This window comes from Cohaesibacter marisflavi (assembly GCF_963665895.2).
In the GTDB taxonomy this organism is placed as follows: domain Bacteria; phylum Pseudomonadota; class Alphaproteobacteria; order Rhizobiales; family Cohaesibacteraceae; genus Cohaesibacter; species Cohaesibacter marisflavi.
Window position 1 is genome coordinate 2000593 of the sequence record NZ_OY762534.1, and the last position, 21523, is coordinate 2022115.

21 protein-coding genes are annotated in these 21523 nt (G+C 54.4%); 9 read left to right on the plus strand and 12 right to left on the minus strand.

The genetic code is table 11. The features are described from left to right. Positions 1-195: 195 nt before the first annotated feature. On the plus strand, positions 196-1185 hold the full coding sequence (locus ACKPCT_RS10165; RefSeq protein ID WP_090067813.1) for a DUF4424 family protein: 990 nt from the start codon (positions 196-198) through the stop codon (positions 1183-1185). A 55-nt stretch (positions 1186-1240) separates the two neighbouring features. Here ACKPCT_RS10165 and ACKPCT_RS10170 read toward each other — a convergent pair whose 3' ends face one another. Beyond that, positions 1241-1735, minus strand: a complete 495-nt coding sequence (locus ACKPCT_RS10170; RefSeq protein WP_319569127.1) for a GNAT family N-acetyltransferase — start codon at positions 1733-1735, stop codon at positions 1241-1243. Between the two features lie 32 nt (positions 1736-1767). After that, a complete protein-coding gene (locus ACKPCT_RS10175; protein ID WP_210186608.1) occupies positions 1768-2445 on the minus strand; it encodes a helix-turn-helix domain-containing protein in 678 nt (225 codons plus the stop codon). Between the two features lie 306 nt (positions 2446-2751). On the opposite strand from ACKPCT_RS10175, the gene gcvP reads away from it, so the two are divergent. From gcvP to ACKPCT_RS10190, 3 genes are all read left to right on the plus strand, one after another. After that, positions 2752-5625 (plus strand): aminomethyl-transferring glycine dehydrogenase, encoded by a 2874-nt coding sequence (gene gcvP / locus ACKPCT_RS10180; RefSeq protein ID WP_319569128.1) that lies wholly within the window; start codon positions 2752-2754, stop codon positions 5623-5625. A 30-nt stretch (positions 5626-5655) separates the two neighbouring features. After that, the gene (locus ACKPCT_RS10185; RefSeq protein WP_319569129.1) at positions 5656-7071 is read left to right on the plus strand and encodes an L-serine ammonia-lyase; all 1416 of its coding nucleotides are present in this window, start codon (positions 5656-5658) and stop codon (positions 7069-7071) included. Positions 7072-7759: 688 nt separating this feature from the next. After that, positions 7760-8011 carry a hypothetical protein gene (locus ACKPCT_RS10190; protein ID WP_090067806.1) on the plus strand — a complete coding sequence of 84 codons (252 nt, stop codon included), beginning with the start codon at positions 7760-7762 and terminating at the stop codon, positions 8009-8011. Positions 8012-8032: 21 nt separating this feature from the next. Here ACKPCT_RS10190 and ACKPCT_RS10195 read toward each other — a convergent pair whose 3' ends face one another. Then, on the minus strand, positions 8033-8686 hold the full coding sequence (locus tag ACKPCT_RS10195; RefSeq protein ID WP_407652464.1) for a GntR family transcriptional regulator: 654 nt from the start codon (positions 8684-8686) through the stop codon (positions 8033-8035). 413 nt (positions 8687-9099) lie between these two features. Between ACKPCT_RS10195 and ACKPCT_RS10200 the strand changes: the two genes are divergently transcribed. Beyond that, on the plus strand, positions 9100-9522 hold the full coding sequence (locus ACKPCT_RS10200; RefSeq protein ID WP_319569131.1) for a GFA family protein: 423 nt from the start codon (positions 9100-9102) through the stop codon (positions 9520-9522). A gap of 121 nt (positions 9523-9643) precedes the next feature. Here ACKPCT_RS10200 and nqrF read toward each other — a convergent pair whose 3' ends face one another. From nqrF to ACKPCT_RS10230, 6 genes are read right to left on the minus strand one after another with little or no spacing between them, the layout of a single operon-like run. After that, a complete protein-coding gene (nqrF, locus tag ACKPCT_RS10205) occupies positions 9644-10864 on the minus strand; it encodes an NADH:ubiquinone reductase (Na(+)-transporting) subunit F (RefSeq protein ID WP_319569132.1) in 1221 nt (406 codons plus the stop codon). Positions 10865-10877: 13 nt separating this feature from the next. Then, positions 10878-11486, minus strand: coding sequence for an NADH:ubiquinone reductase (Na(+)-transporting) subunit E (gene nqrE / locus ACKPCT_RS10210; RefSeq protein ID WP_319569133.1), 609 nt, complete (start codon positions 11484-11486; stop codon positions 10878-10880). A 2-nt stretch (positions 11487-11488) separates the two neighbouring features. Then, entirely contained in the window at positions 11489-12145 is a 657-nt protein-coding gene (locus ACKPCT_RS10215) for an NADH:ubiquinone reductase (Na(+)-transporting) subunit D (RefSeq protein WP_319569134.1), read from the minus strand. Beyond that, on the minus strand, positions 12145-12960 hold the full coding sequence (locus ACKPCT_RS10220) for a Na(+)-translocating NADH-quinone reductase subunit C (protein WP_319569135.1): 816 nt from the start codon (positions 12958-12960) through the stop codon (positions 12145-12147). Before ACKPCT_RS10220 ends, ACKPCT_RS10215 begins: the two co-directional genes overlap by 1 nt. After that, complete coding sequence (locus ACKPCT_RS10225; protein WP_319569136.1) at positions 12953-14161, minus strand: NADH:ubiquinone reductase (Na(+)-transporting) subunit B; 1209 nt, start codon at positions 14159-14161, stop codon at positions 12953-12955. The genes ACKPCT_RS10220 and ACKPCT_RS10225 overlap by 8 nt, the downstream gene beginning before the upstream one ends. A gap of 3 nt (positions 14162-14164) precedes the next feature. After that, positions 14165-15514, minus strand: a complete 1350-nt coding sequence (locus ACKPCT_RS10230; protein ID WP_090067789.1) for a Na(+)-translocating NADH-quinone reductase subunit A — start codon at positions 15512-15514, stop codon at positions 14165-14167. Between the two features lie 333 nt (positions 15515-15847). Between ACKPCT_RS10230 and ACKPCT_RS10235 the strand changes: the two genes are divergently transcribed. Further along, the gene (locus ACKPCT_RS10235; protein ID WP_319569137.1) at positions 15848-16885 is read left to right on the plus strand and encodes an FAD:protein FMN transferase; all 1038 of its coding nucleotides are present in this window, start codon (positions 15848-15850) and stop codon (positions 16883-16885) included. A gap of 52 nt (positions 16886-16937) precedes the next feature. Continuing rightward, positions 16938-17198, plus strand: coding sequence for a (Na+)-NQR maturation NqrM (gene nqrM / locus ACKPCT_RS10240; protein WP_090067788.1), 261 nt, complete (start codon positions 16938-16940; stop codon positions 17196-17198). A gap of 99 nt (positions 17199-17297) precedes the next feature. Here nqrM and ACKPCT_RS10245 read toward each other — a convergent pair whose 3' ends face one another. Then, positions 17298-17534, minus strand: coding sequence for a tautomerase family protein (locus tag ACKPCT_RS10245; RefSeq protein WP_090067786.1), 237 nt, complete (start codon positions 17532-17534; stop codon positions 17298-17300). A 229-nt stretch (positions 17535-17763) separates the two neighbouring features. Next, positions 17764-17955, minus strand: coding sequence for a hypothetical protein (locus ACKPCT_RS10250; RefSeq protein WP_090067784.1), 192 nt, complete (start codon positions 17953-17955; stop codon positions 17764-17766). 108 nt (positions 17956-18063) lie between these two features. On the opposite strand from ACKPCT_RS10250, the gene ACKPCT_RS10255 reads away from it, so the two are divergent. Continuing rightward, positions 18064-19467 carry an MATE family efflux transporter gene (locus ACKPCT_RS10255; protein WP_319569138.1) on the plus strand — a complete coding sequence of 468 codons (1404 nt, stop codon included), beginning with the start codon at positions 18064-18066 and terminating at the stop codon, positions 19465-19467. Here ACKPCT_RS10255 and ACKPCT_RS10260 read toward each other — a convergent pair. Then, on the minus strand, positions 19449-20063 hold the full coding sequence (locus tag ACKPCT_RS10260; protein WP_319569139.1) for a DJ-1/PfpI family protein: 615 nt from the start codon (positions 20061-20063) through the stop codon (positions 19449-19451). The genes ACKPCT_RS10255 and ACKPCT_RS10260 overlap by 19 nt on opposite strands. Positions 20064-20198: 135 nt before the next feature. Here ACKPCT_RS10260 and ACKPCT_RS10265 point away from each other — a divergent pair, with 135 nt between their 5' ends. Beyond that, positions 20199-21092: a DMT family transporter gene (locus ACKPCT_RS10265; RefSeq protein WP_319569140.1), complete on the plus strand. Its 894-nt coding sequence runs from the start codon at positions 20199-20201 to the stop codon at positions 21090-21092. Positions 21093-21523 lie beyond the last annotated feature (431 nt).

The window sequence follows — 21523 nt, forward strand, 5'->3', positions numbered from 1 at the left end:
GACATATGGGCTTGGAGAGTTTTGGACCTTTGTTAAGAAAATCTCGCCATAGGAGCCTTGAACATATTGATAGACTAGGGCGGTGGGCGCGCACCGCAAGAGCGTAGGCCTCAGCCCTGTCATTGTTGTTTCTTGTGAACGGCCCTCTTCCCTTTTCATATGCGGGGAGGTGGAGCCATGCTTGAGTGAGGGCCCATGTTCCAGTCATTATTCCGCCGTTTTCGTCTTTCCCATCTGATCCTGCCCTTACTCGCGCTAGGCACTGTGAGCATGCCGACAGACGCCAGCGCCAATGATGCGTCAGCGATGCTTGATGCTGGCGGCATACGTCTGGTGGAGACCAACGCCATTTCCCTTGATGTGGAAGATCTCTATATCAGTCCCGAGCAGATCCGCATTCACTATGAATTCTTCAACCATTCCGCTGAAGACCAGCGCATGCTGGTTGCCTTTCCGGTTCCCGAAATAGAAGCTGAACCGGAATGGAATTATGGCATCAACAATGCGGATCCGATCAACTTTCTGGGCTTCACTGTGCATTCCAATGGCCAGCCGATCAGGCCTGAGTTAGAAGTCAAGCTCACCATGAATGGCCGCGATTATACCGAAGATCTGGTCAGCAATGGTGTTCCTTTACACCGCTTTGCGCCGGACTATTATGATCGACTGGAGAATATTCCAGACTCCGCCAAGCAGGCACTGGCCGCGAAAGGCCTGATCAACTGGGTGCCGGGAGAGGCATGGTTCGACAAGAAATGGAAAGTAAAAGCCACCTATTATTGGTGGCAAACCTTCCCGGCCAATAGCCGCACCGTGCTGGACCACAGCTATGCGCCGGTCGTTGGTGGAGGCGTGATTGATGAGCAATATGGCATTCGTGACAATATCGAACGCTTCTGCATCGATGACAGCTTCATCCGGGGCTTTCGGCGTTTGCTCAAGAAGGGTGGGCATGAAACCACCGTCAGCTCTGAAGTTCGCTATATTCTGAAAACCGCCAACACCTGGCTTGGCCCCATCGGGGACTTCCGGCTGGTCATCGACAAGATGCAGCCAGACAACTTGATCACCCTCTGCATCAACGGCATTCGCAAGATCGCCCCGACGCAATTTGAATTCAGGGCCCAGAATTATGTGCCCGACCAGAATCTCGACATTATGGTCGTGAAGATGCCGGACTGGTAAATGCTGGGCGGATGCACCTTGGTGCCTTTTGCTATGATAGGAATGGTATCAAGGTTTACTCGCCAAGATTCAATTCCAGAAAAGTCAGGTCCAGCCAACGGCCGAATTTTGTGCCAACCTCATGCAGGGTTCCCGCCCGATTGAAGCCCAGCTTTTCGTGCAGCCTGATGGAGGCTTCATTGCCAGCCTCAATGCCTGCTACCATCACATGAATGTCAGTCTGTTTGGCCTTGCTGATAAGAGCTTGCATAAGCGCCTTGCCGATCCCCTGCCCCCGGTGGCCTTTTTCTACATAGACCGAATGCTCCACGGTGTGGCGATAGCCATCCCATGCACGCCAAGGGCCATAGGTTGCGTAGCCAGCCACAGCGCCCTGCTCGTCTTCCATCACAAACAGCGGCCAGCCATCTGTCTGTTTTGAGGCAATCCAGTCGGCCCTGTTCTGAACGGTCACGGTTTCATCATTCCAGATGGCCGTGGTGGTACGCACGGCATCATTATAAATCTCTGCGATGGCGGAAGCATCATCCAGATTTGCAAACCTGATCATTATCCTATGCTCCCCTTGCTTCTGGATTCTGGTCAGCGCTCGAGGCTCACCCAGAGCACCACGGCATCTTCCTTGCTGGTGGTGACACAGCAATGCCCCATGGAGCTGTCATAATAGACGCTATCCCCCGCTTGCATAGCCAGAGGCCGGTAATGCTCTGTGTGCAGTTCGAGCTCGCCAGAGAGCACATACATGAATTCCTCGCCACGATGGCGGATCCAGTCGCCGAAATCGGAAATATCTCGCGCCTTGATCGTACTGACATAAGGCAGCATCGCCTTGCTGGTCAGCTCGTTGCACAAAAGCTCATGGGAATAGGTCGCGGTAACCTTGCCTTCGCCCTCGCCCTTACGGGTCACATCCCGCCGCCCGGTCAGGTCGCTCTTGCCGCTTTGCAGAAACAGGTTCGGCGTTTCCAGCTCCAACGCCTGCGTCAGGCGACGCACGATGTCGAAGCCCGGGCTGGTCTGGCCATTCTCGATCTTGGACAGGGTCGAGCGACCAATGCCCGCATGACGCCCTGTTTCTTCCAGCGTCCAGCCTTTGCGCTTGCGTGCCTCGCGCACCATTTGGCCCAACTGATCCATGCCGGGAGCACCGGGTGCCGACGCACCGGCCGGAGCAAGCACACCGGGAATGGCTTCCGTGACAGACGTGTCCTCTTGGAGGCTTTCGATGGTGCCAAATTCCCCGCGTTCCAGATCACCCATGCTCCACTCCTGTCGTCGCTGCCCTGATTGGGCTGCAAATTCGCACAAATTTCTCTCAAGGTCAAAATCTGCGAGGAAACCCCTCTTGGGTAGATTTTGACAAGCACAAGCATCATTATTGCATATAGGGGAAATTTCCACTATAAGAAACTTAACAAGAATCCACGTGAAGAATCGGCAGCTTTCCGCGATCCTCTATGTTGCCTGAAAGTCCTAGCCGATCGTTTCCCTTGGAAAAACCACGGGAGACTGTCACGATCCGGGGTGTGACAGCCACAGGCAAAGACAAGGATTGAGGAGCAGGCAATGACCTTCAAACTGACCGATTATGAAGCTTATGATTTTGCCAACCGACGCCATATCGGGCCGTCGCCGAGCGAAATGGCTGAAATGCTCAAGGTGATTGGCTTCACCACACTGGATGAGCTGATCGATGCAACGGTTCCGGCGTCCATCCGCCAGAAAGAGCCGCTCAAATGGGGTGGCGCACTGGCCGAAGGCGACACGCTGCATCACATGCGCAAGGTTGCTTCCAAGAACAAGCTGCTCACCTCGCTCATCGGTCAGGGCTATTACGGCACCAGCACTCCGCCGGTCATTCTGCGCAACATCCTTGAAAATCCGGCCTGGTACACAGCCTACACCCCTTATCAGCCAGAGATCAGCCAAGGCCGCCTTGAAGCGCTGCTCAACTTCCAGACCATGGTATCCGACCTGACCGGTCTTGAGATCGCCAACGCCTCATTGCTCGATGAAGCCACAGCCGCAGCGGAGGCCATGACCATGGCCAAGCGCGCAGCCAAGTCCAAATCCAACATTTTCTTCGTGGATGAGAATTGTCACCCGCAGAATATCGCTGTCATCGAAACCCGTGCAGAACCGCTGGGCATCGAAGTGAAGGTTGCCGCTCCTGAAGAGCTGGAGCCAAGCGAAGTCTTCGGTGCGATCTTCCAGTATCCGGGTACCCATGGCCATGTGCGTGATTTCACCTCTGCCATAGACGCGCTGCACGAGAACAAGGCCCTTGGCATCGTGATTGCCGACCCGCTGGCACTGGCGCTGCTGAAATCTCCAGGAGAAATGGGCGCAGACATTGCCGTCGGTTCTACCCAGCGCTTTGGCGTTCCACTTGGCTATGGCGGACCGCACGCAGCTTACATGTCCTGTCGTGATGCCTTCAAACGTTCCATGCCGGGGCGCATCATCGGGGTGACCATCGACAGCCATGGCCGCAAAGCCTATCGCCTCGCCCTTCAGACCCGCGAGCAGCATATTCGCCGCGAGAAAGCCAACTCCAACGTGTGCACCGCACAGGCGCTGCTTGCTGTCATCGCCTCCATGTATGCGGTCTATCACGGTCCGGATGGCATAAAGGCAATTGCGCAATATGTCCATCGCAAGACCGTACGTCTGGTCGACGGCCTCGAAAAGCTGGGCTTCAAGCCGGAGCCGGATGTTTTCTTCGATACCATCACGGTGGAAGTCGGCGCGCTGCAGGGCGTGATCCTCAACGCAGCTGTCGCCAATGGCATCAACCTGCGCAAGGTGGGCAACACCAAGATCGGCATCAGCCTTGATGAGCAGACCCGGCCAGAAACCGTGGAAGCGGTCTGGAAGAGCTTTGGCGGCGAGTTGACCTATGGTGCCTTCGAGCATGAGCGCGAGCAGGATATCCCCTACCGTCTGCCGACCAACAATCTGCGCACGACCGAGTATCTCACGCACCCGATCTTCCATCTCAACCGTGCCGAAGCCGAGATCACCCGCTATATGCGTCGCCTCGCCGACCGCGATCTGGCGCTCGACCGGGCCATGATTCCGCTGGGCTCCTGCACCATGAAGCTCAATGCCACCATCGAGATGATCCCGATCACATGGCCCGAATTTGCCAACCTGCATCCGTTTGTGCCCGATGATCAGGCGCTGGGCTACAAGGAGATGATCGACGATCTCAACGAGAAGCTCTGCCTTGTAACCGGTTATGACGCCATTTCCCAGCAGCCGAACTCGGGCGCGCAGGGCGAATATGCAGGCCTCATCACCATTCGCAATTATCACATGGCGCGCGGCGAAGGCCATCGCGATGTCTGCCTCATCCCTACCTCGGCCCATGGTACCAACCCCGCCTCGGCCCATATGGCCGGTTTCAAGGTGGTGGTCGTCAAATCCGCAGAGAATGGCGATATCGACGTTGAAGATTTCCGCGCCAAGGCCGAAAAGCACAGCGCTAATCTAGCCGCTTGCATGATCACCTATCCGTCCACCCACGGTGTGTTCGAGGAAACGGTGCAGGATGTCTGCGCCATCACCCATGAGCATGGGGGACAGGTCTATATTGACGGGGCCAATATGAACGCCATGGTGGGGCTTTCCCGCCCGGGCGACATTGGCGGCGACGTCAGCCATCTCAACCTGCACAAGACCTTCTGCATTCCCCATGGCGGCGGCGGTCCAGGCATGGGACCGATTGGCGTCAAGGCACATCTTGCCCCTTACCTGCCGGGTCACCCTGAGCGCGATGCAGCCATCGGACCGGTGTCTGCCGCGCCATTCGGCTCGCCTTCCATTCTGCCGGTCAGCTGGGCCTATTGCCTGCTGATGGGCGGTGCTGGCCTAACCCAATCCACCAAGGTGGCTATCCTCAACGCCAACTATATCGCGGCCAGCCTCAAGGGCGCCTATGATACCCTTTATGCCTCCAAGGCCGGCCTTGTGGCCCACGAATGTATTCTAGAAACCCGTCCGCTCAAGGATAGCTGCGGCGTAACCGTGGACGATATCGCCAAGCGCCTGATGGACAATGGCTTCCATGCCCCCACCATGAGCTTCCCGGTTCCGGGCACGCTGATGGTCGAGCCAACGGAATCCGAGCCCAAGGCCGAGCTTGATCGCTTCATCAATGCCATGCTCGACATTCGCCGCGAGGCACAGGACATTGAAGACGGGAAAATCGACGCGGAGAATAATCCGCTGAAAAATGCGCCACATACCGTACGCGACCTTGTCGGCGAGTGGGATCGCCCCTACTCTCGCAAACAGGGATGCTTCCCGGCGGGGGCCTTCGAAGTGGATAAATACTGGCCACCGGTCAACCGCGTCGACAATGTCTATGGTGACCGCCACCTCATCTGCACCTGCCCACCGGTGGATGCCTATGAGGAAGACGAAGCTGCGGAGTGATCCGCAGCACCTCTCATTGATTGAGCGCCCATGTTCCTCTCCATCTTCGACATCTTCAAGATCGGCATTGGTCCTTCATCGTCCCACACCATGGGGCCGATGAATGCGGCCTTGCGGTTCATGGATGATTTGCGAGCGGGAGGCTTCATGGGTGTCGATGCTGGAGACGTCCGGCGCATAAGCTGCTCGCTGCATGGCTCGCTGGCCTTTACAGGCAAGGGCCACGCGACAGACCGCGCGGTGATCCTCGGGCTTCTGGGCTTTGCGCCAGACCGGCTTGATCCGGACGAAGCCGAAGCACAGGAGGCACGCATACGCGAGGAGAAATTCATCGAACCAGAAGGGTTCCCGCGGCTGCGCTTCAATCCGGATGAAGACCTCATCTTCGATTATGGCCCATCGCTTCCCGGTCACGCCAATGGCATGAAGCTGTTCGCCTATGGCGAAGGCAATCGACAGCTGGCCAGCGTTACCTATTATTCCATCGGCGGTGGTTTCATCGTGACAGCCAGCGAAATGGAAGAGAAAATCAGCCACAAGCCCGACGCCCTTCATCAGGCACAGGAAGCGGCAGGGTTCCCCTACCCCTTCGGCTCGGCTGCTGAGATGCTGGCCATGGGGCAGCGCTCCGGCCTTTCCATTGCCGCCATGAAGCGCGCCAATGAGGAAATCAGCCTGTCGCGGCAGGAGCTTGACGCAGGCATTACCGGCATTTGGCAGGCGATGCTCTCTTCCATCGATAGAGGACTGGCCAAAGATGGCATTCTGCCCGGTGGCCTCAAGGTCAAGCGGCGCGCCAAGCACATCCATCAGCAGCTCACCGGCGCCCATGGCGACAATATGCCGATGCCGCATCAGGTGAATGACTGGCTGAGTTGCTACGCGATGGCAGTTAACGAGGAGAATGCAGCAGGCGGGCGTGTGGTCACGGCCCCGACCAACGGCGCAGCGGGCGTGGTGCCTTCCGTTTTACGTTACTATCGCGACCACTGCCCCGGCTCCAATGATGCGGGCATCACAACCTTCCTTTTGACTGCCGCGGCGATTGGTGGCCTCATCAAGCATAATGCGTCCATATCGGGAGCTGAGGCGGGCTGTCAGGCCGAAGTCGGTTCCGCAGCGGCCATGGCGGCCAGCGGACTATGCGCAGCTCTAGGCGGCAGCAATGAGCAGATTGAGAATGCAGCAGAAATCGCTCTGGAGCATCATCTGGGCATGACATGTGATCCGGTCAAAGGACTGGTTCAAGTGCCCTGTATTGAGCGCAACGGACTTGGCGCCATCAAGGCCGTGTCAGCGGCTTCCCTCGCTCTATATGGTGATGGTTCCCACTTCATGCCGCTCGACAATTGCATCCGCACTCTGAGGGAAACCGGTCGCGACATGGATGAGAAATACAAGGAAACGTCGCTCGGCGGGCTTGCTGTCAATCTTCCCGAATGCTGAGGCTTGGAGCGCCCGCCTCGCTTCTTTTCTGGCGATAGGCTCACCCTGAACCGCATGGATCAGGGCCTATCTTGTGGCGGGCTTGCCGTCAATCTTCCCGAATGCTGAGGCTTGGAGCGCCCGCCTCGCTTCTTTTCTAGCGATAGGCTCATCCTGAACCGCATGGATCATGGGCCTATCTTGTGGCGGGCTGGCTGTCAATCTTCCCGAATGCTGAGATAGGGAGCGCCCGCCTCGCTTCTTTTCTGGCGATAGGCTCACCCTGAACCGCATGGATCATGGGCCTATCTTGTGGCGGGCTCGCTGTCAATCTTCCCGAATGCTGAGATACGGAGCGCCCGCCTCGCTTCTTTTCTAGCGATAGGCTCACCCTGAACCGCATGGATCATGGGCCTATCTTGTGGCGGGCTGGCTGTCAATCTTCCCGAATGCTGAGGCATGGTGCGCCCGCCTCGCTTCTTTTCTGGCGATAGGCTCATCCTGAGCCGCATGGATCATGGGCCTATCTTGTGGCAGGCTCGCCGTCAACCTTCCCGAATGCAGAGACATGGTGCGCCAATCAGGGAACAGGCAATTCCAATTCATTCACACATGGCTATTTTGCAGTGCAAAAATTAGGAAATACGATAATTTACGGATGCCCACCTCCGTAAAAATCAGTAAGTATCTTCTACAAAAGTAGGAGAATATGATGGTTGGCGTAGATCAAGACCCTGAGCTTATTGAAGTGGCGCGTGCCATAGCGCTGGATGCTGAAGCAATCTCACCAAGCCCATGCACAATGGACGAAGAACCAGCTTTTGCGGCATTGGACACGCAGCTTCTCGCCTATAGCATCGGCCGCGACAGGGTCCGTACAGGTGCTGTTTCTTATGATTTTCCAATCCTGATGCAAGCCATTGAACATGTGATTGCGCGCGAAAAGTCGGCTAGTCTCTAATCCTAAGCATGTTGCAGCGCACTAGAATATGCATGAAATGCTATAGTCAGGCTTGTATCTGATTTGCATGACAGCAACGGGCGTTCCTTCCAGCCCATCTGTCAGAATATATTCTTTATTGATCAGAGGCTCCCCTACCTTGATCCCCAGATGGCGCGCTTCTATGTGATTGGCTTTCGATGCGGAAACACACAAACTGCCGTGATAAAAAGGATTCTTTTCCAGTAACGTGATGCAGGGAGCTTTGACCTTGCCTCCTTCTTGGAACAGTTCGGGAAAGGCATTTCTGCGGAACCAGCTTCGCTCAAATTGAAAAGGGGCCTCACTGGCATAGTGAACCCCCTCTGTCCGCAAGCACTGATCTTCCAGCCCTGTCTCTCCAATATTTTGCAGGAGCATTGGGAGTGCACACATTTCCCTCTTAAGGGAAACATAGCGATGATCCTTTCCCATCGCCTCGATTTCGCGACACGGGAACTGGATTTTCAGATTGGCCATCCGCTCGCGACCATCGCGCACGCGGCTGCCCGCCTTGCGCCTTCGGTCAATAATCTGTTCTTCGGCCAATTCCCCCAATGCGCGGTTGACGGTTGCTCTGGCGCAATCGAATTGCGCAGCCAGCTCTGTTTCCGTTGGCAGCAAATGGCCCGGGGGCCATTCTTTGCTGCGGATCATAGTCGAAATATAACCCTTGATCGCAAGGTATCCACTTTTTGGCACGCTCCCTACACATCCTCCGCCTGAAACAATCGCAACCCTGGCACTCTCAACGCGCATGTGCGTTGTCTTGTGCGTTGTCTTGACCACCCTCTGCGCTCATATGAGCCACGCATAAAATATTTTAGTCCAAAAAATATATTAATTCTTGCATAATCAATCAAGACTATATTTATAGTTGCATTTTGTATTCGGACTTTCTCCAAAAGAGACGTAACTGTAAGGCGTTGATCCCTTTAGGCTGGCCTTTGAATGCCATCTGATGGAGCCAACCTTAGTCTGATCAATTATTCCCCATGGATGCGCTTCTTGCCAAGGGCTGCAATTGGCGGCACACTTGCTACCTCACGCCATGCATAAGGAGACTTGACTTGATAAAGCCAGGGCACTGCTACAATGCCGCCTGTCATTGCGGTTCCGTACAATTCCGGGTCACAATATCGAAAAATGACAAGCCCCCACGGCGCTGCACATGTTCCATCTGCCGGATGAGAGGTGCCGCGGCAGTTTCAACACCATTGGATGGTATCGAGTTTCTCAAAGGCGAGGAGATGCTGACCAAGTATCAATTCGGCACGATGACCGCCGAGCATTATTTCTGCTCCAAATGCGGTATCTATACCCATCACAAGCGCCGCTCTAGCCCGAATGAATATGGCATCAATGTCGCTTGCATTGAAGGCGTCAGCCCGTTTGATTTTGAAGAAATCGTTGTTTTTGATGGGGTCAATCACCCCAAGGATGGCGACGGTAAATCGCACATTGCTGGCTATTTGCGCTTTACCAAGGACTAGAAGGGCTGTCGCCCTCATTCTCCCCCTTCGCCCGATTTCTCGGCAAACATAACGAACAACAAAAAGGCCGGAGCGGGGGTGCTCCGGCCTTTTCTTTATTCTTGTTTCTGGTCACCCAGGTTTAACCACCAAAGTCATCGAGCATGATGTCTTCGCGATCAACGCCCAGATCAAGCAGCATGTTGATCACGGACTGGTTCATGATCGGAGGACCGCACATGTAATATTCGCAGTCTTCCGGAGCTTCATGGTCACGCAGATACTGTTCATACAGCACATTATGAATGAAGCCAGTGTAACCGTCCCAATCATCCTCGGGCAAGGCATCAGACAAGGCAACATGCCAAGTGAAGTTCGGATGTTCTTCGGCCAGCTTGTCGAAATCTTCTACATAGAACATTTCGCGCTTGGAACGAGCACCATACCAGAAGGTGATCTTCCGTTTGGTATCAAGGCGCTTGAGCTGATCGAAGATATGCGAGCGCATCGGCGCCATACCGGCACCACCACCAACAAAGATCATTTCCTTTTCGGTATCACGAGCAAAGAACTCGCCGAACGGACCGGAAATATTGACTTTATCACCTGGCTTGAGGTTGAAGATGAAGGACGACATCTGGCCCGGAGGTACGTTCGGCTGGCCCGGAGGTGGGCTGGCGACACGCACATTGAGCATGATGATGCCTTTTTCTTCAGGATAGTTGGCCATGGAATAGGCACGCTCGATCGGCTCTTCAACCTTGGAGACATATTGCCAGAGATTGAATTTGTCCCAATCTTCGCGATATTCCTCTGCAACGACGAAGTCCTTGTAAGCGACCTCATGAGCTGGTGCTTCAATCTGGATATAACCACCAGCGCGGAAATTCACATGCTCATCAGCTGGCAACTGCAGGACAAGTTCTTTGATGAACGTGGCCACGTTGTCGTTTGATTTGACTGTGCATTCCCACTTCTTGACGCCGAAGACCTCTTCAGGCACCTGAATGGACATATCCTGCTTCACAGCGACCTGACAGGAAAGACGATCGCCTTCCTTTGCCTCACGCTTGGTGATGTGGGCTTCTTCGGTTGGCAGGATGGACCCGCCGCCCTCGAAGACCTTGCAGCGACACTGCGCACAGGTACCACCGCCACCACAGGCAGATGCAACGAAGATCTTTTCGCCAGCCAGAGCGCCAAGCAACTTGCCGCCAGCGGGAACAGAAATAGTTCTTTCGCCGTTAATGGTGATGTTCACGTTGCCTGAGGAAACCAGTCGGCTCCGGGCAAACAGAATGAGGAACACCAACGCCAAAACGATCAGAACAAAGAACGTGATGCCAAGGGCAAACTCTTCCATCTTATAGCCTCCCTTACAGCTTCACGCCGGAGAAAGCCATGAAGCCCATGGCCATCAAACCTGCGGTGATGAATGTGACACCGAGGCCCTGCAAACCGGCAGGCACATCGGAATATTTGAGCTTCTCGCGTACACCAGCCATCGCAGTGATGGCCAACGCCCAGCCAAGGCCGGAGGAAACACCGTAAACGGAGCTTTCCACGAAGGTATAGTCGCGTTCCACCATGAACAAAGAACCACCAAGGATGGCGCAGTTCACCGTGATGAGCGGCAGGAAGATACCCAGTGCGTTGTAAAGAGCGGGGAAGAAGCGATCGAGGATCATTTCCAGAATCTGCACCATGGCGGCAATCACGCCAATGTAGGAAATCAAACCGATGAAGGTCAGATCCACATTACCAAGGCCAAGCCAGGAAAGAGCGCCATCCGCCAGGAAGAAATGCAGGATCAGGTTGTTGGCAGGCACGGTAATGGCCTGAACAACCGTCACGGAGATCCCGAGACCGATTGCGGTTTCAACCTTCTTGGACACAGCAAGGAATGTACACATGCCAAGAAAGAAGGAAAGCGCAAGGTTCTCAATAAAGATCGCCTTTACCGCAAGAGAAATTAGACCTTCCATAATTAGTGGCCTCCCTCTTGTTCAATGATTGAGAAGTCACGCGCCTCAACCTGACTCGGTTTCCATGTACGGAAAGCCCAGATGATCAGACCAATGATAAAGAAGGCACTTGGCGGCAGCAGCAACAGACCGTTTGGCACATACCAGCCACCGTTGTTCACGGTTTTGAGGATGGTAATACCGAACAGAGAGCCCGAGCCGAACAGCTCACGAACAACACCAACCAACATCAGGATGAACGAGTAGCCAAGGCCGTTACCGATACCGTCGAGAAAACTCGCCATTGGCGGGTTCTTCATGGCGTAGGCTTCAGCGCGGCCCATCACGATACAGTTAGTGATGATCAGTCCCACAAAGACCGAGAGGGTCTTGGAAATCTCAAAGGCATAAGCCTTGAGAACCTGATCCACCAAGATCACCAAAGAAGCGATGATCACCATCTGCGCGATGATGCGGATGTTGTTTGGAATATGGTTGCGGATGAGCGAGATGAACAGGTTGGAGAACGCCGTCACCAGCGTCACCGAAATGGCCATCACGAACGCCACTTTTAGGGATGAGGTCACAGCAAGAGCTGAACAGATGCCCAGAACCTGCAACGTGATCGGGTTGTTATCGACCAACGGGTCGACCAACATGCTATTTTTGTGCATAGACATTAGACCGTCCCTTCTTTGAGATTATCAAGGAAGCGCTTGAAGCCTTGTTCGCCCATCCAGAAATGAATGAGGTTGTCAACGCCTCGACTGGTCAGTGTGGCACCGGCCAGACTGTCGATATGGTAATCCTGAGTAGCAGGGGTCGCAGGGGTCTTGGTGACAGCAATTTCAACATTGCCGTCTTCACCATAGATCTTCTTACCCGGCCACTGGGCACGCCAGCGTGGATTATCAACCTCGGCGCCAAGGCCCGGGGTTTCGCCCTGTTCGTAGAACTGGAACCCGGCGACTTCGTTGCCATCGGCTTTGAGAGCAACAAAACCATACATCGTGGACCACAGGCCGTAGCCATGGACTGGAAGAATGATCTTGTCGATGTCACCTGCATCGTTGCGGATCAGGTAAACCGAAGCCAGTTTGGCCTGACGTCCAATACTGGCAGGGTCATTCTGAAGATCGATTGATTGCGCAGGATCCTTGGCTGCTTCACGCTGATCATAGGTTACCGGATCAGCGGCATCGGAAAAGGTGCCGGTCGCGATATCAACCAGACGCGGTTCAATCTTTTCGTTGAAGACCTTATTGACGTTGATGCCTGGTTCAAACAGACCAGCTACCTGCAAAATATTGCGGCGTTTGTCCAGAACCTTGTTCTGTTCCTGCACGGGTCTGAGAGCCACTGCAGCAGCTGACACGATCATGGAACAGAACAGACACAGGGCGACGGCCACGATAACCGTCTTGACGGGATTGTCCGCTGGCATCGCCAGAAAACGTCCCCAAGGACCAAGTTTCTTATCCGTTGCCTCAGGCATTGCGAGCAGCCCTCCGCTTGATGTTGGCGCGCACAACGAAATAGTCGATGAGCGGCGCAAAGATATTGCCGAACAGGATCGCGAGCATCATGCCTTCCGGGAAAGCCGGGTTGACGACGCGGATCATGATGACCATGAAGCCGATCAGAACACCGTACCAGAAGCGACCGGCGTTGGTTTGAGCAGCAGACACGGGCTCGGTGACCATGAAGACCAGACCGAATGCCCAACCGCCAAGAACCATGTGCCACCAGAATGGCATACCGAACATCGGGTTGGTGTCAGAACCAATCAGATTGAGCACCAGCGAGAAGCCGACGGTACCGGCAACACAGCCAGCGATCAGACGCCAGTTTGCGATGCGGGTGTAGACCAACACAATGCCGCCGATCAGGCAGGCCAGAGCGGAGGTTTCACCCATAGAACCCTGCATGATGCCGAAGAAGGCATCCCACCAGGATAGGCCCATATCGGCCAGCGCCTGAGTTCCGTGCAGTGCAGTTGCACCCAGAGCAGTAGCGCCGGTGAAGCCGTCGACCGGGGTCCAGATCGCATCACCGGACATTGCTGCCGGATAGGCGAAATAGAGGAAGGCACGACCGACCAGAGCCGGGTTGAGGAAGTTCTTGCCGGTGCCGCCGAACACTTCCTTACCCATCAACACACCGAAGATGATACCCAGAGAGACCATCCAGAGTGGGGTAGAGGCAGGAACGATCAGAGCGTAGAGCATGGAGGTCACGAAGAAGCCTTCGTTGATCTCATGACCACGCACGATGGCGAAGATCACTTCCACTATGCCACCTGCGGCAAGCGTGAAAATATAGATCGGCAGGAAGTAGAGCAGCCCATGCACCAGGTTGGCGAAGATGCTGTTCGGATCGAAGCCAATGCCCAGAAGGTTGATGATCCAGGCGCGCCAGCCGGCGACCTCGGTCAGCCCCATGCTGGCGATGGCTGAGTTGGTTTGATAGCCTGTATTATAAAGAGCCATCAGAACACAGGGGAATGTGGCGATAACCACATAAGACATAACACGCTTCAGGTCGATATCGTCGCGCGCATGTGGCGCGGCGCGTGTGACCATCTTTGGCGTGTAGATGAAGGATTCCACCATTTCGTAAAGGGCGAAATACCGTTCCAGCTTGCCGCCTTTATGGAAATGCGGCTCGATGCTGTCGAAGAAATTGCGCAGACCCAAGGCTTAGCCCTCTTTTTCGATTTTGAAGAGATTGGCTCGCAGAGCTTCGCCATACTCATATTTCGAGTGACAGATGAAGGTGCAAAGGGCCAGATCTTCTTCCTCCAGCTCCAAAGCCCCCAAATTCTGGGCGAGATCGGTATCCAGCGTCAGCAGCGCCTTGAGCAACTGGGTTGGCAGAATGTCCAGAGGTACAACCTGCTCATAGCTGCCGAATGGCACCATGGCACGCCGTCCACCGCGCTGGTTGGTTCCGAAGGCAAATTTCTTGCCCGCGCCAAGCAGCGAGGAAAGGTGAACGTTGGTGAAGGACCAATAGTTGTTGGAAGGATAGCCCCACCCCAGAATGCGCTGTTTGGTGTCTTCTTCCATCAATGTCAGCTGGGTTGCCGAGCGGGAGAGGAAGGCGAACTGGTCTTCAGCGTTCGTCCCCGAAAGAATGGAACCGGAAACGACGCGGCAATTGATGCCGATTTCGATTTCGCCAGCCGTCAGTTCGTCAGTGGAAGCTCCGACTCGTGTCTTGACCAGCCGCGGGTTGCTGGCCAGAGGACCACAAAGCGCGATGGTACGGTCGGTGTCGATCTTACCTGTCGTGAAAAGATTGCCGATGGCGATCACATCTGCGTAACCGATAGACCACACGGTCTTTTCTGCATTCACGGGATCGAGAAAGTGAATGTGCGTACCAGCCAGACCGGCCGGATGCGGACCTGCGAAGGATTCGAAGACGACCTTCTCAGAGGTTACGCCGGGCATTTTATCGTCCGGAGCATGGCAAACATAAACGTGACCGTCTGTCAGATTGGACAGAACATCGACACCAGCGCTGAAGGCTGCTGCATTCTCGCCGATGATTACGGCAGGATCGGCAGCAAGCGGGTTGGTGTCCATTGCTGTGACAAAGATGGAATGCGGGACTGTCCCTTGTTCAGGCACATAGGAGAATGGCCTTGTCTTGAGATAGGTCCACTGCCCACTTTCATAGAGACGCTTCTGGACATTTTCGCGCGGGAGGGCGCTCAACTGTTCTGCAGGAGTCGACTCGAAGGTGATCTCTTCTTCCACCTCATCCAGTGCAATCACAATGGTCTCAAGCACTCGCCGTGCACCACGATTGATTGCCGTAACGGTTCCGCCTCCTGGAGCCACATAGACCACGTCTTCGGAAGCTTTGTGCAAGAAGAGCGGTTGCCCCTTCTTGACCTTGTCTCCTTCCGCGACCAGCATCTTGGGCTTCAGGCCGATGAAGTCCCGACCATTCACAGCCACCTTCGTTATCTTTGGCCCCTCATGAATGGTCTGGACAGGAGCGCCTGTTATCGGCAGATCCAATCCTTTTTTTAGCTTCATAGCATACCTTGACTGAATGAGTTTTTCCGGCGCCCCTCGCGCCAACATACGGTGTTGTCCTAACAACACCACCCCTTTGCTAACGAGGGAAATCAAACAATTCAAGTTAATTTGCGCCCAGATGGTTGGCTTTTGCCATTGGTAGCAATTTGAATGGATAAAATGAAATAAATTTCCCCCGATCGTCACCATTCTAATCCTGCAAAGTGATTAAAAAGACCTTGACTTCAGTCAAAGAAGAGCCCAACTAACGCCACATGCCGCTTATTTAGGCGGAACCAGAAGTTCAGTCCCAGCGTCTGCAGCACGTTTTACCTGCATTGAGGCCCTCCATTGCGCTTGTTTTTCCGTCTCATCCCCGTTGTTATTGGTCTATTCGCTCTTGCCGGATGTGATCTTTTTTCCGAACAAACTGACGAATATCTGCTTCGTGGCAACACGATGGGCACCAGTTACACCATCAAGGCTCTGCATGCGCGCGGAAAAGTGGACGAAGAGGCCCTTTATTATGACATAAAGGCAACACTGGACGCCGCCAACGAGGCAATGTCGAACTGGAAAGACGAGTCGGAAATCTCCATCTTTAACACCAGTTCTTCGACTGACTGGCTAAGTACTTCTGACAGTTTTCATGAAGTTTTGCAGGAAGCTCAGACCATTCACGAATTGAGTGGGGGGCGATTCGATATTACGGTTTCGCCACTTGTCGATCTTTGGGGCTTCGGTCCGGAGGATAATGACAACCCGCCAACGGATGCACAAATCAGAGCTGCCATGGCTGACGTCGGCCAGAGCACCCTTCTGGATGTCAAATCCGATCCGCCGATGGTGCGCAAGAACAAACCGGGTGTAACCATCACGCTGGGCGCAATTGCCAAGGGATATAGCGCAGATTTGATCGGGCGCACTCTTGCGAAGCATGGCATTAAGAATTATCTCGTAGAGATAGGCGGTGACCTTATGGTTCATGGCCTTAACAGCATGGGCGAGCCTTGGCAGATCGGCATTGAAAAGCCTGACGAAGCCGGACGGTCCGTGCAACTTGTTCTTCCCGTTAGTGATATGGGTATCGCAACGTCGGGGGACTATCGCAATTTCTACTTCAATGATGAGGGGCAGCGCATGTCTCACATCATCGACCCGCTAACCGGGAGACCGGTTACGCACAATCTCGCTTCGGTCACTGTGCTGGCTCCAGATGGCATGCGCGCCGACGGAATGGCAACGGCGCTTTTGGTGCTAGGCGAGAAGGACGGTCGCGCTCTGGCTGACAAGTTGGACATTCCGGCCTATTTCATTCGCCGCGAAGAAAGCGGATTTGTGACATCGAGTAGCAAGGCCTTTGATGCTCTGATGGCGGCGAAAAAATGATCAACAACCTGCCCCGTGCTCAGGTGAGCCGGGTGGCACGGAGGGTATTTAGATGGCAACCTATCTTATCGTATTTGGAGCCTTTTTGGTAATTGTTGTTGGCATGTCCATTGGCGTCATGTTCAAGCGCAAACCGATTGCCGGCTCCTGTGGCGGCCTCAACGCAATTTCCGATGCGGATCATTGCCTGATCTGTGGCTCCGCCGTTGATAAGGACAGCCCGCTCAAGGAGCGCCTGCATGGGGAATGCCCTCGCAAGAAAGCGGCCCGCGAAAAAGCCGAACGCGAAGCGGCCATGAGCGCTGCGGAATAAATCAGCTCCGCACTTCAAGCATTATGTGAAAAAGGCACGCAATTTGCGTGCCTTTTTCACATCTGCCCTCCGGCAGACCTATACGATGTCCGCCTGTGCTCAGGCAGAGACAATTTCATAACCCGGTTCCTTGAGCAAAGCCCCGGCGCGGGGCTGTACGTCATAATAATAGACCCGATCGACCCAGTCTGATGGGGTGAATTCAAGGAAGTCGATAGAAAGCTGCTCTTCGGGAACATCGAAAAGCTCTTTCATGGTACGGGTCATCTGATCAACAAATGCTTTCTTTTTCTCATCAGAACAGGTCTGTGCGATTTTAAGTGTCATATGAGGCATGATAGGTCTCTTCTGGTTTGCTGGATTTTTATCCATGTTTATGCCGCAAACCTAATCCCCGCGAGAATGGATACAATCCTGCCTGCAGTCCTACCACTCATGAATTGGGGCCATAAACCAGCACCATAATGAGGGCAGGCATATTCTGGATGACATGCTCAGAGTGGCGCCTTCAAATGCAATGCGAGACGACAGGCCTCCGAGAGATAAAATGGCAGGAAACCGGCCTTCAGTGAGGCACAAAGGGAATGAAGGCCAGTGCCAGAAAGCAGAAAGTCGCCACGATTCCCGAGAGCCAGCAGTTGCGCTTCCAATGTGGCCCGGCTGCTTTCCAGTTATCGCGAAAAACTTTGCCTGACAGAACGAAAATGACAAGAACGGCGATCCCCAGATAGGGGCTGGAAATTACAAGATTGGACACGAGCAATCGCTTTCAGGATTTGGGGGCTTCTTCATTGGCATTGCGGGCAATTTAGCCTAATGTCCGCGCAACGCCAACCATTCGCAAATAGAAGATTTTATTATCCCAGTGTCAGCTACCCCTTCGCCCAAGTCTGCCTTGCTCGATCGCGAAACGCCGTCCATTCTCAAGTTGGCGGGTTTTCTGTCTCTGTCCGGGCTGTTTTCCACCTCGGCAATTCTGATTGACGCCAACATGGTGGGGCCGATTGGCGATGAAACGCTGGCAGGCCTTGGCCTGTGTGCGGGCCTGTATGGCGTCTTCATGGCGCTTTTGTTCGGACTGGGGTCGGGCGCGCAGATTCTGCTGACACGCGCTTTTGGTGCGGGGGATATGCACCTCTATTACAAGAGGCTCCTGCGCATGATGGCGCTGGGGCTTGGCCACAGCATCATTCTGGTTATGCTCTTTCGCTTCAACATCAATTTTCTTGTTGACTGGCTGGCAACGACGTCCGGCATCGGCTTTGCCGCCAAGCGCTATCTGGCGCTCATGGTTTATGCCCTTCCCCTCAGCTTTGCGGCCTATCTCTTGACCATCAGTTTCGATGTACGGCGACAGGCACCGCGCGAATTGCGTGGCTTTGCCATCGAGTTGCCGCTCAATGTCATTCTCAATGCACTTCTGATCTACGGCTGGTTCGGTGCTCCTGAGTTGGGAATCAAGGGAGCGGCCATCGCCACCCTTGTCAGTCAAAGCGCGCGTCTCATCTATCTGATAGTGCTGACAGTACGCGACATGCGCGTGGCACTGCGGGACAAGGGCCCAGCAGAAACCTCAGGGAGCACAGACTATGACCGTGAAGCACTGCTGCCACGTTCGGTTTTGATACCGGTCATGCTGAATGTGGCCGCGCTCATTGTGGGGGCCCAAGCCTATCAGTTGCTATTTGCCCAACAGCCCTATCTAACCTTTGCGGCTCTGGCGCTGATGACACCGTGGTTGTCCGTTGCCAATGTGCTCGGGCGTGCGGTTGCCATGTCGGCCACACTTACCTGCGCAGATCTGGAGCCCGGCAGCCCGGAATTGCGCAAGGCGATCCGTTCGATTCTGACAGCCCTGCGCTTGCTGGCACCACGCCTTGCTCTGTTGTTTGTTGGCGTCACGCTGCTCGCAGACGCTCTCTCCTGGCATATCTCCGATTGGGTTCGAATCAATTTCCTGTTGCTGATCCCTTATGGAGGCTTGCTGGTTCTGGTGCGCACGGCATCAGTTACCATCGGCGCCATATTGCGTGCGACAGACCGGCCCAAATGGGTATTCTGGGTACAGGTCGGGCTGCAATGGGGCTTCGGAGTGCCGCTCTTGCTCATCAGCACCCATGTCTTTGAGCTGTCGCTCTATATCGTCTACGGCATTCTCATTCTGGAAGAGGCGATGCGGCTCGGCATTATGGCGCTAAGGCTCAAAAGGCGTGCCTTTACCGAGGACCACAGCCCCAAAGGCGACAGCCCTCAGGTCAGAGCCGAATAAGGCGGAACCGGATCATATTGCATGGCCTTTTGCACGGCGCGCGCAAAGTCGGGGCCATACCACTCGCCTACGAGCCAGAGACTCATATCGATACCAGCGGACACGCCCGCGCTGGTCACCAAATTGCCATCGCGCACATAGCGATATTCCCCACGCACATCAGGCTTCTCAGGTCGCGCCTTGACCAGATCTAAAGCGCCGTGATGGGTTGTGATTTTCTTGCCTTTGGTCAGACCGGCGGCGGTGAGCAGCAGTGATCCGGTGCATACGCTGGTCACCCATTGTGCCTCTTCACCGATTTCTGCAATCCAGTTGATAATGGCCGGATTATTCACCTCGCGTCGAGTCCCCTGCCCGCCGGGCACAAGAATCACATCGAGCCCATCCGTCTCGGCCATTGTCTTGTCCGGCAGCACTCGCATGCCTTTGGCGCAAGTGACTGGCTCGGCATCTGGCGCGATGAGCGCCATTTCGAAGAGAGGCTCTTCACCTCTAGCAACGCGAACGGCGTTGGCCATGGTGAACACCTCCCACGGCCCGACAAAATCGAGCTCTTCAACATCCTCGAATATCAATATCCCGATTTTCATACCCATAAGCGCCGCCTTGTCACTTCAATCACGAGAAAAACAGGCCCACTATGGAGCGTCTTTTTCCTTCCACGCAAGATCAAAATATGCGAAGGAGAAATCCTTCCTTGCAGTCTCCCTTTTTTATAAAAAGCACAATTCATGAAAAACAGTAATATTGCCGCCTATGCTCCCTTGGCCCTTGCAACCCTGTGCTGGGGTGGGAATGTTGTGATTGGGCGCGCCGTTCGGGGCGATTTGCCTCCGCTTGGCTTGTCCTTCTGGCGCTGGTTCTTCTGCTGCCTCATTCTTTTGTTTTTCACCGCTCGCAAGTTACCCGCCAACTGGCCGGTCATACGCAAACACTGGAAGCTGTTGCTTGCCATGTCCGCCACGGGCATTGCCGCTTTCAACCCGCTGCAATATCAGGCCCTGCACAGCACCACGGCCATCAACTCGACGCTGATTCTGGCCACCTGCCCTGCCATCATGGCATTACTCTCGGTATTCATCCTCAAGGACAAACTCGGCTTTGCGCAAATTGCCGGAATTCTGATCTCCTTTTTCGGAGTCATCTTCGTCATCACCTCCGGTGAGCTGACAACCCTGTTCCATCTCACATTCACTGTCGGCGACATCTGGATGGTCGGGGCAGCTATTGTCTGGGCGCTTTATTCGATCACGGTCAAGTTACGCCCGGTAACGCTGGATCCGCTGGTCATGCTGATGGTGATTACCGGTCTCGGCGCGGCGATCCTCTTTCCGCTCTATATCTGGGAAACCCTCACCTATCAGCCAGTTACGCTCACGCCAACGAATTTGGCCGCTATCGTCTATGTGACATTCATTGCCTCGCTTCTGGCCTATTTCAGCTGGAACAAGGGCGTTGGCCTCATCGGCCCTTCAAAGGCGGGTGTATTCATTCACCTGATGCCGGTCTGGGTGGCGATTCTCGCCTTCTTCCTGCTGGGCGAGCGCCTGCAGGAATATCATCTGGTGGGCATTGCCTTTATTGCTGTTGGTATCGTGCTAAACAGCAGGCGCGCGCGTGTGTGAATTCTTCTCACATCTGCATGGACAGCGCTATACCGCATAATATATAGTCTTGACACGCAAAAACAATATTTCCGTTTGTTTTGCTTCAAGTCGAGCGCGCCGGGGGTCACTTGATCCTTGCAAACTCCCCTTCCCCTTATTCAGCCGCCAAAGGTGCTGCGTTGCGCTTTTGCGCGCACTTAGCGTGCTGGTTTCGGTTCCATTGCTTGAGGAGACCCAATCAAAAATCAGGCAACCTTTTTAATCGGGGGGCAGATGTGCTACCGTGCAAATATCATTGCTGATCAGGGGCAACATTGTGACTCTCGACTAAAGAAGTGTTCATTCTTTTGAAAACAACCCATTTTTCGGGCTTCGTGAAAAGGACGTTATATTAAATAGTTAAACAGATCACCTGAGTCCATTTTTACGACACAAAACTTGAAAATGCA

What these genes read in the sequence shown, in the direction of transcription:
- ACKPCT_RS10170 (WP_319569127.1), bottom strand. Translation starts at nt 1,735, where the DNA reads ATGATCAGGTTTGCAAATCTGGATGATGCTTCCGCCATCGCAGAGATT.
- nqrM (WP_090067788.1), top strand. Translation starts at nt 16,938, where the DNA reads ATGGCAACCTATCTTATCGTATTTGGAGCCTTTTTGGTAATTGTTGTT.
- ACKPCT_RS10245 (WP_090067786.1), bottom strand. Translation starts at nt 17,534, where the DNA reads ATGCCTCATATGACACTTAAAATCGCACAGACCTGTTCTGATGAGAAA.
- nqrF (WP_319569132.1), bottom strand. Translation starts at nt 10,864, where the DNA reads ATGGAAGAGTTTGCCCTTGGCATCACGTTCTTTGTTCTGATCGTTTTG.
- ACKPCT_RS10190 (WP_090067806.1), top strand. Translation starts at nt 7,760, where the DNA reads ATGATGGTTGGCGTAGATCAAGACCCTGAGCTTATTGAAGTGGCGCGT.
- ACKPCT_RS10185 (WP_319569129.1), top strand. Translation starts at nt 5,656, where the DNA reads ATGTTCCTCTCCATCTTCGACATCTTCAAGATCGGCATTGGTCCTTCA.
- gcvP (WP_319569128.1), top strand. Translation starts at nt 2,752, where the DNA reads ATGACCTTCAAACTGACCGATTATGAAGCTTATGATTTTGCCAACCGA.
- ACKPCT_RS10260 (WP_319569139.1), bottom strand. Translation starts at nt 20,063, where the DNA reads ATGGGTATGAAAATCGGGATATTGATATTCGAGGATGTTGAAGAGCTC.
- ACKPCT_RS10230 (WP_090067789.1), bottom strand. Translation starts at nt 15,514, where the DNA reads ATGAAGCTAAAAAAAGGATTGGATCTGCCGATAACAGGCGCTCCTGTC.
- nqrE (WP_319569133.1), bottom strand. Translation starts at nt 11,486, where the DNA reads ATGGAAGGTCTAATTTCTCTTGCGGTAAAGGCGATCTTTATTGAGAAC.
- ACKPCT_RS10265 (WP_319569140.1), top strand. Translation starts at nt 20,199, where the DNA reads ATGAAAAACAGTAATATTGCCGCCTATGCTCCCTTGGCCCTTGCAACC.
- ACKPCT_RS10175 (WP_210186608.1), bottom strand. Translation starts at nt 2,445, where the DNA reads ATGGGTGATCTGGAACGCGGGGAATTTGGCACCATCGAAAGCCTCCAA.
- ACKPCT_RS10220 (WP_319569135.1), bottom strand. Translation starts at nt 12,960, where the DNA reads ATGCCTGAGGCAACGGATAAGAAACTTGGTCCTTGGGGACGTTTTCTG.
- ACKPCT_RS10195 (WP_407652464.1), bottom strand. Translation starts at nt 8,686, where the DNA reads ATGATCCGCAGCAAAGAATGGCCCCCGGGCCATTTGCTGCCAACGGAA.
- ACKPCT_RS10165 (WP_090067813.1), top strand. Translation starts at nt 196, where the DNA reads ATGTTCCAGTCATTATTCCGCCGTTTTCGTCTTTCCCATCTGATCCTG.
- ACKPCT_RS10215 (WP_319569134.1), bottom strand. Translation starts at nt 12,145, where the DNA reads ATGTCTATGCACAAAAATAGCATGTTGGTCGACCCGTTGGTCGATAAC.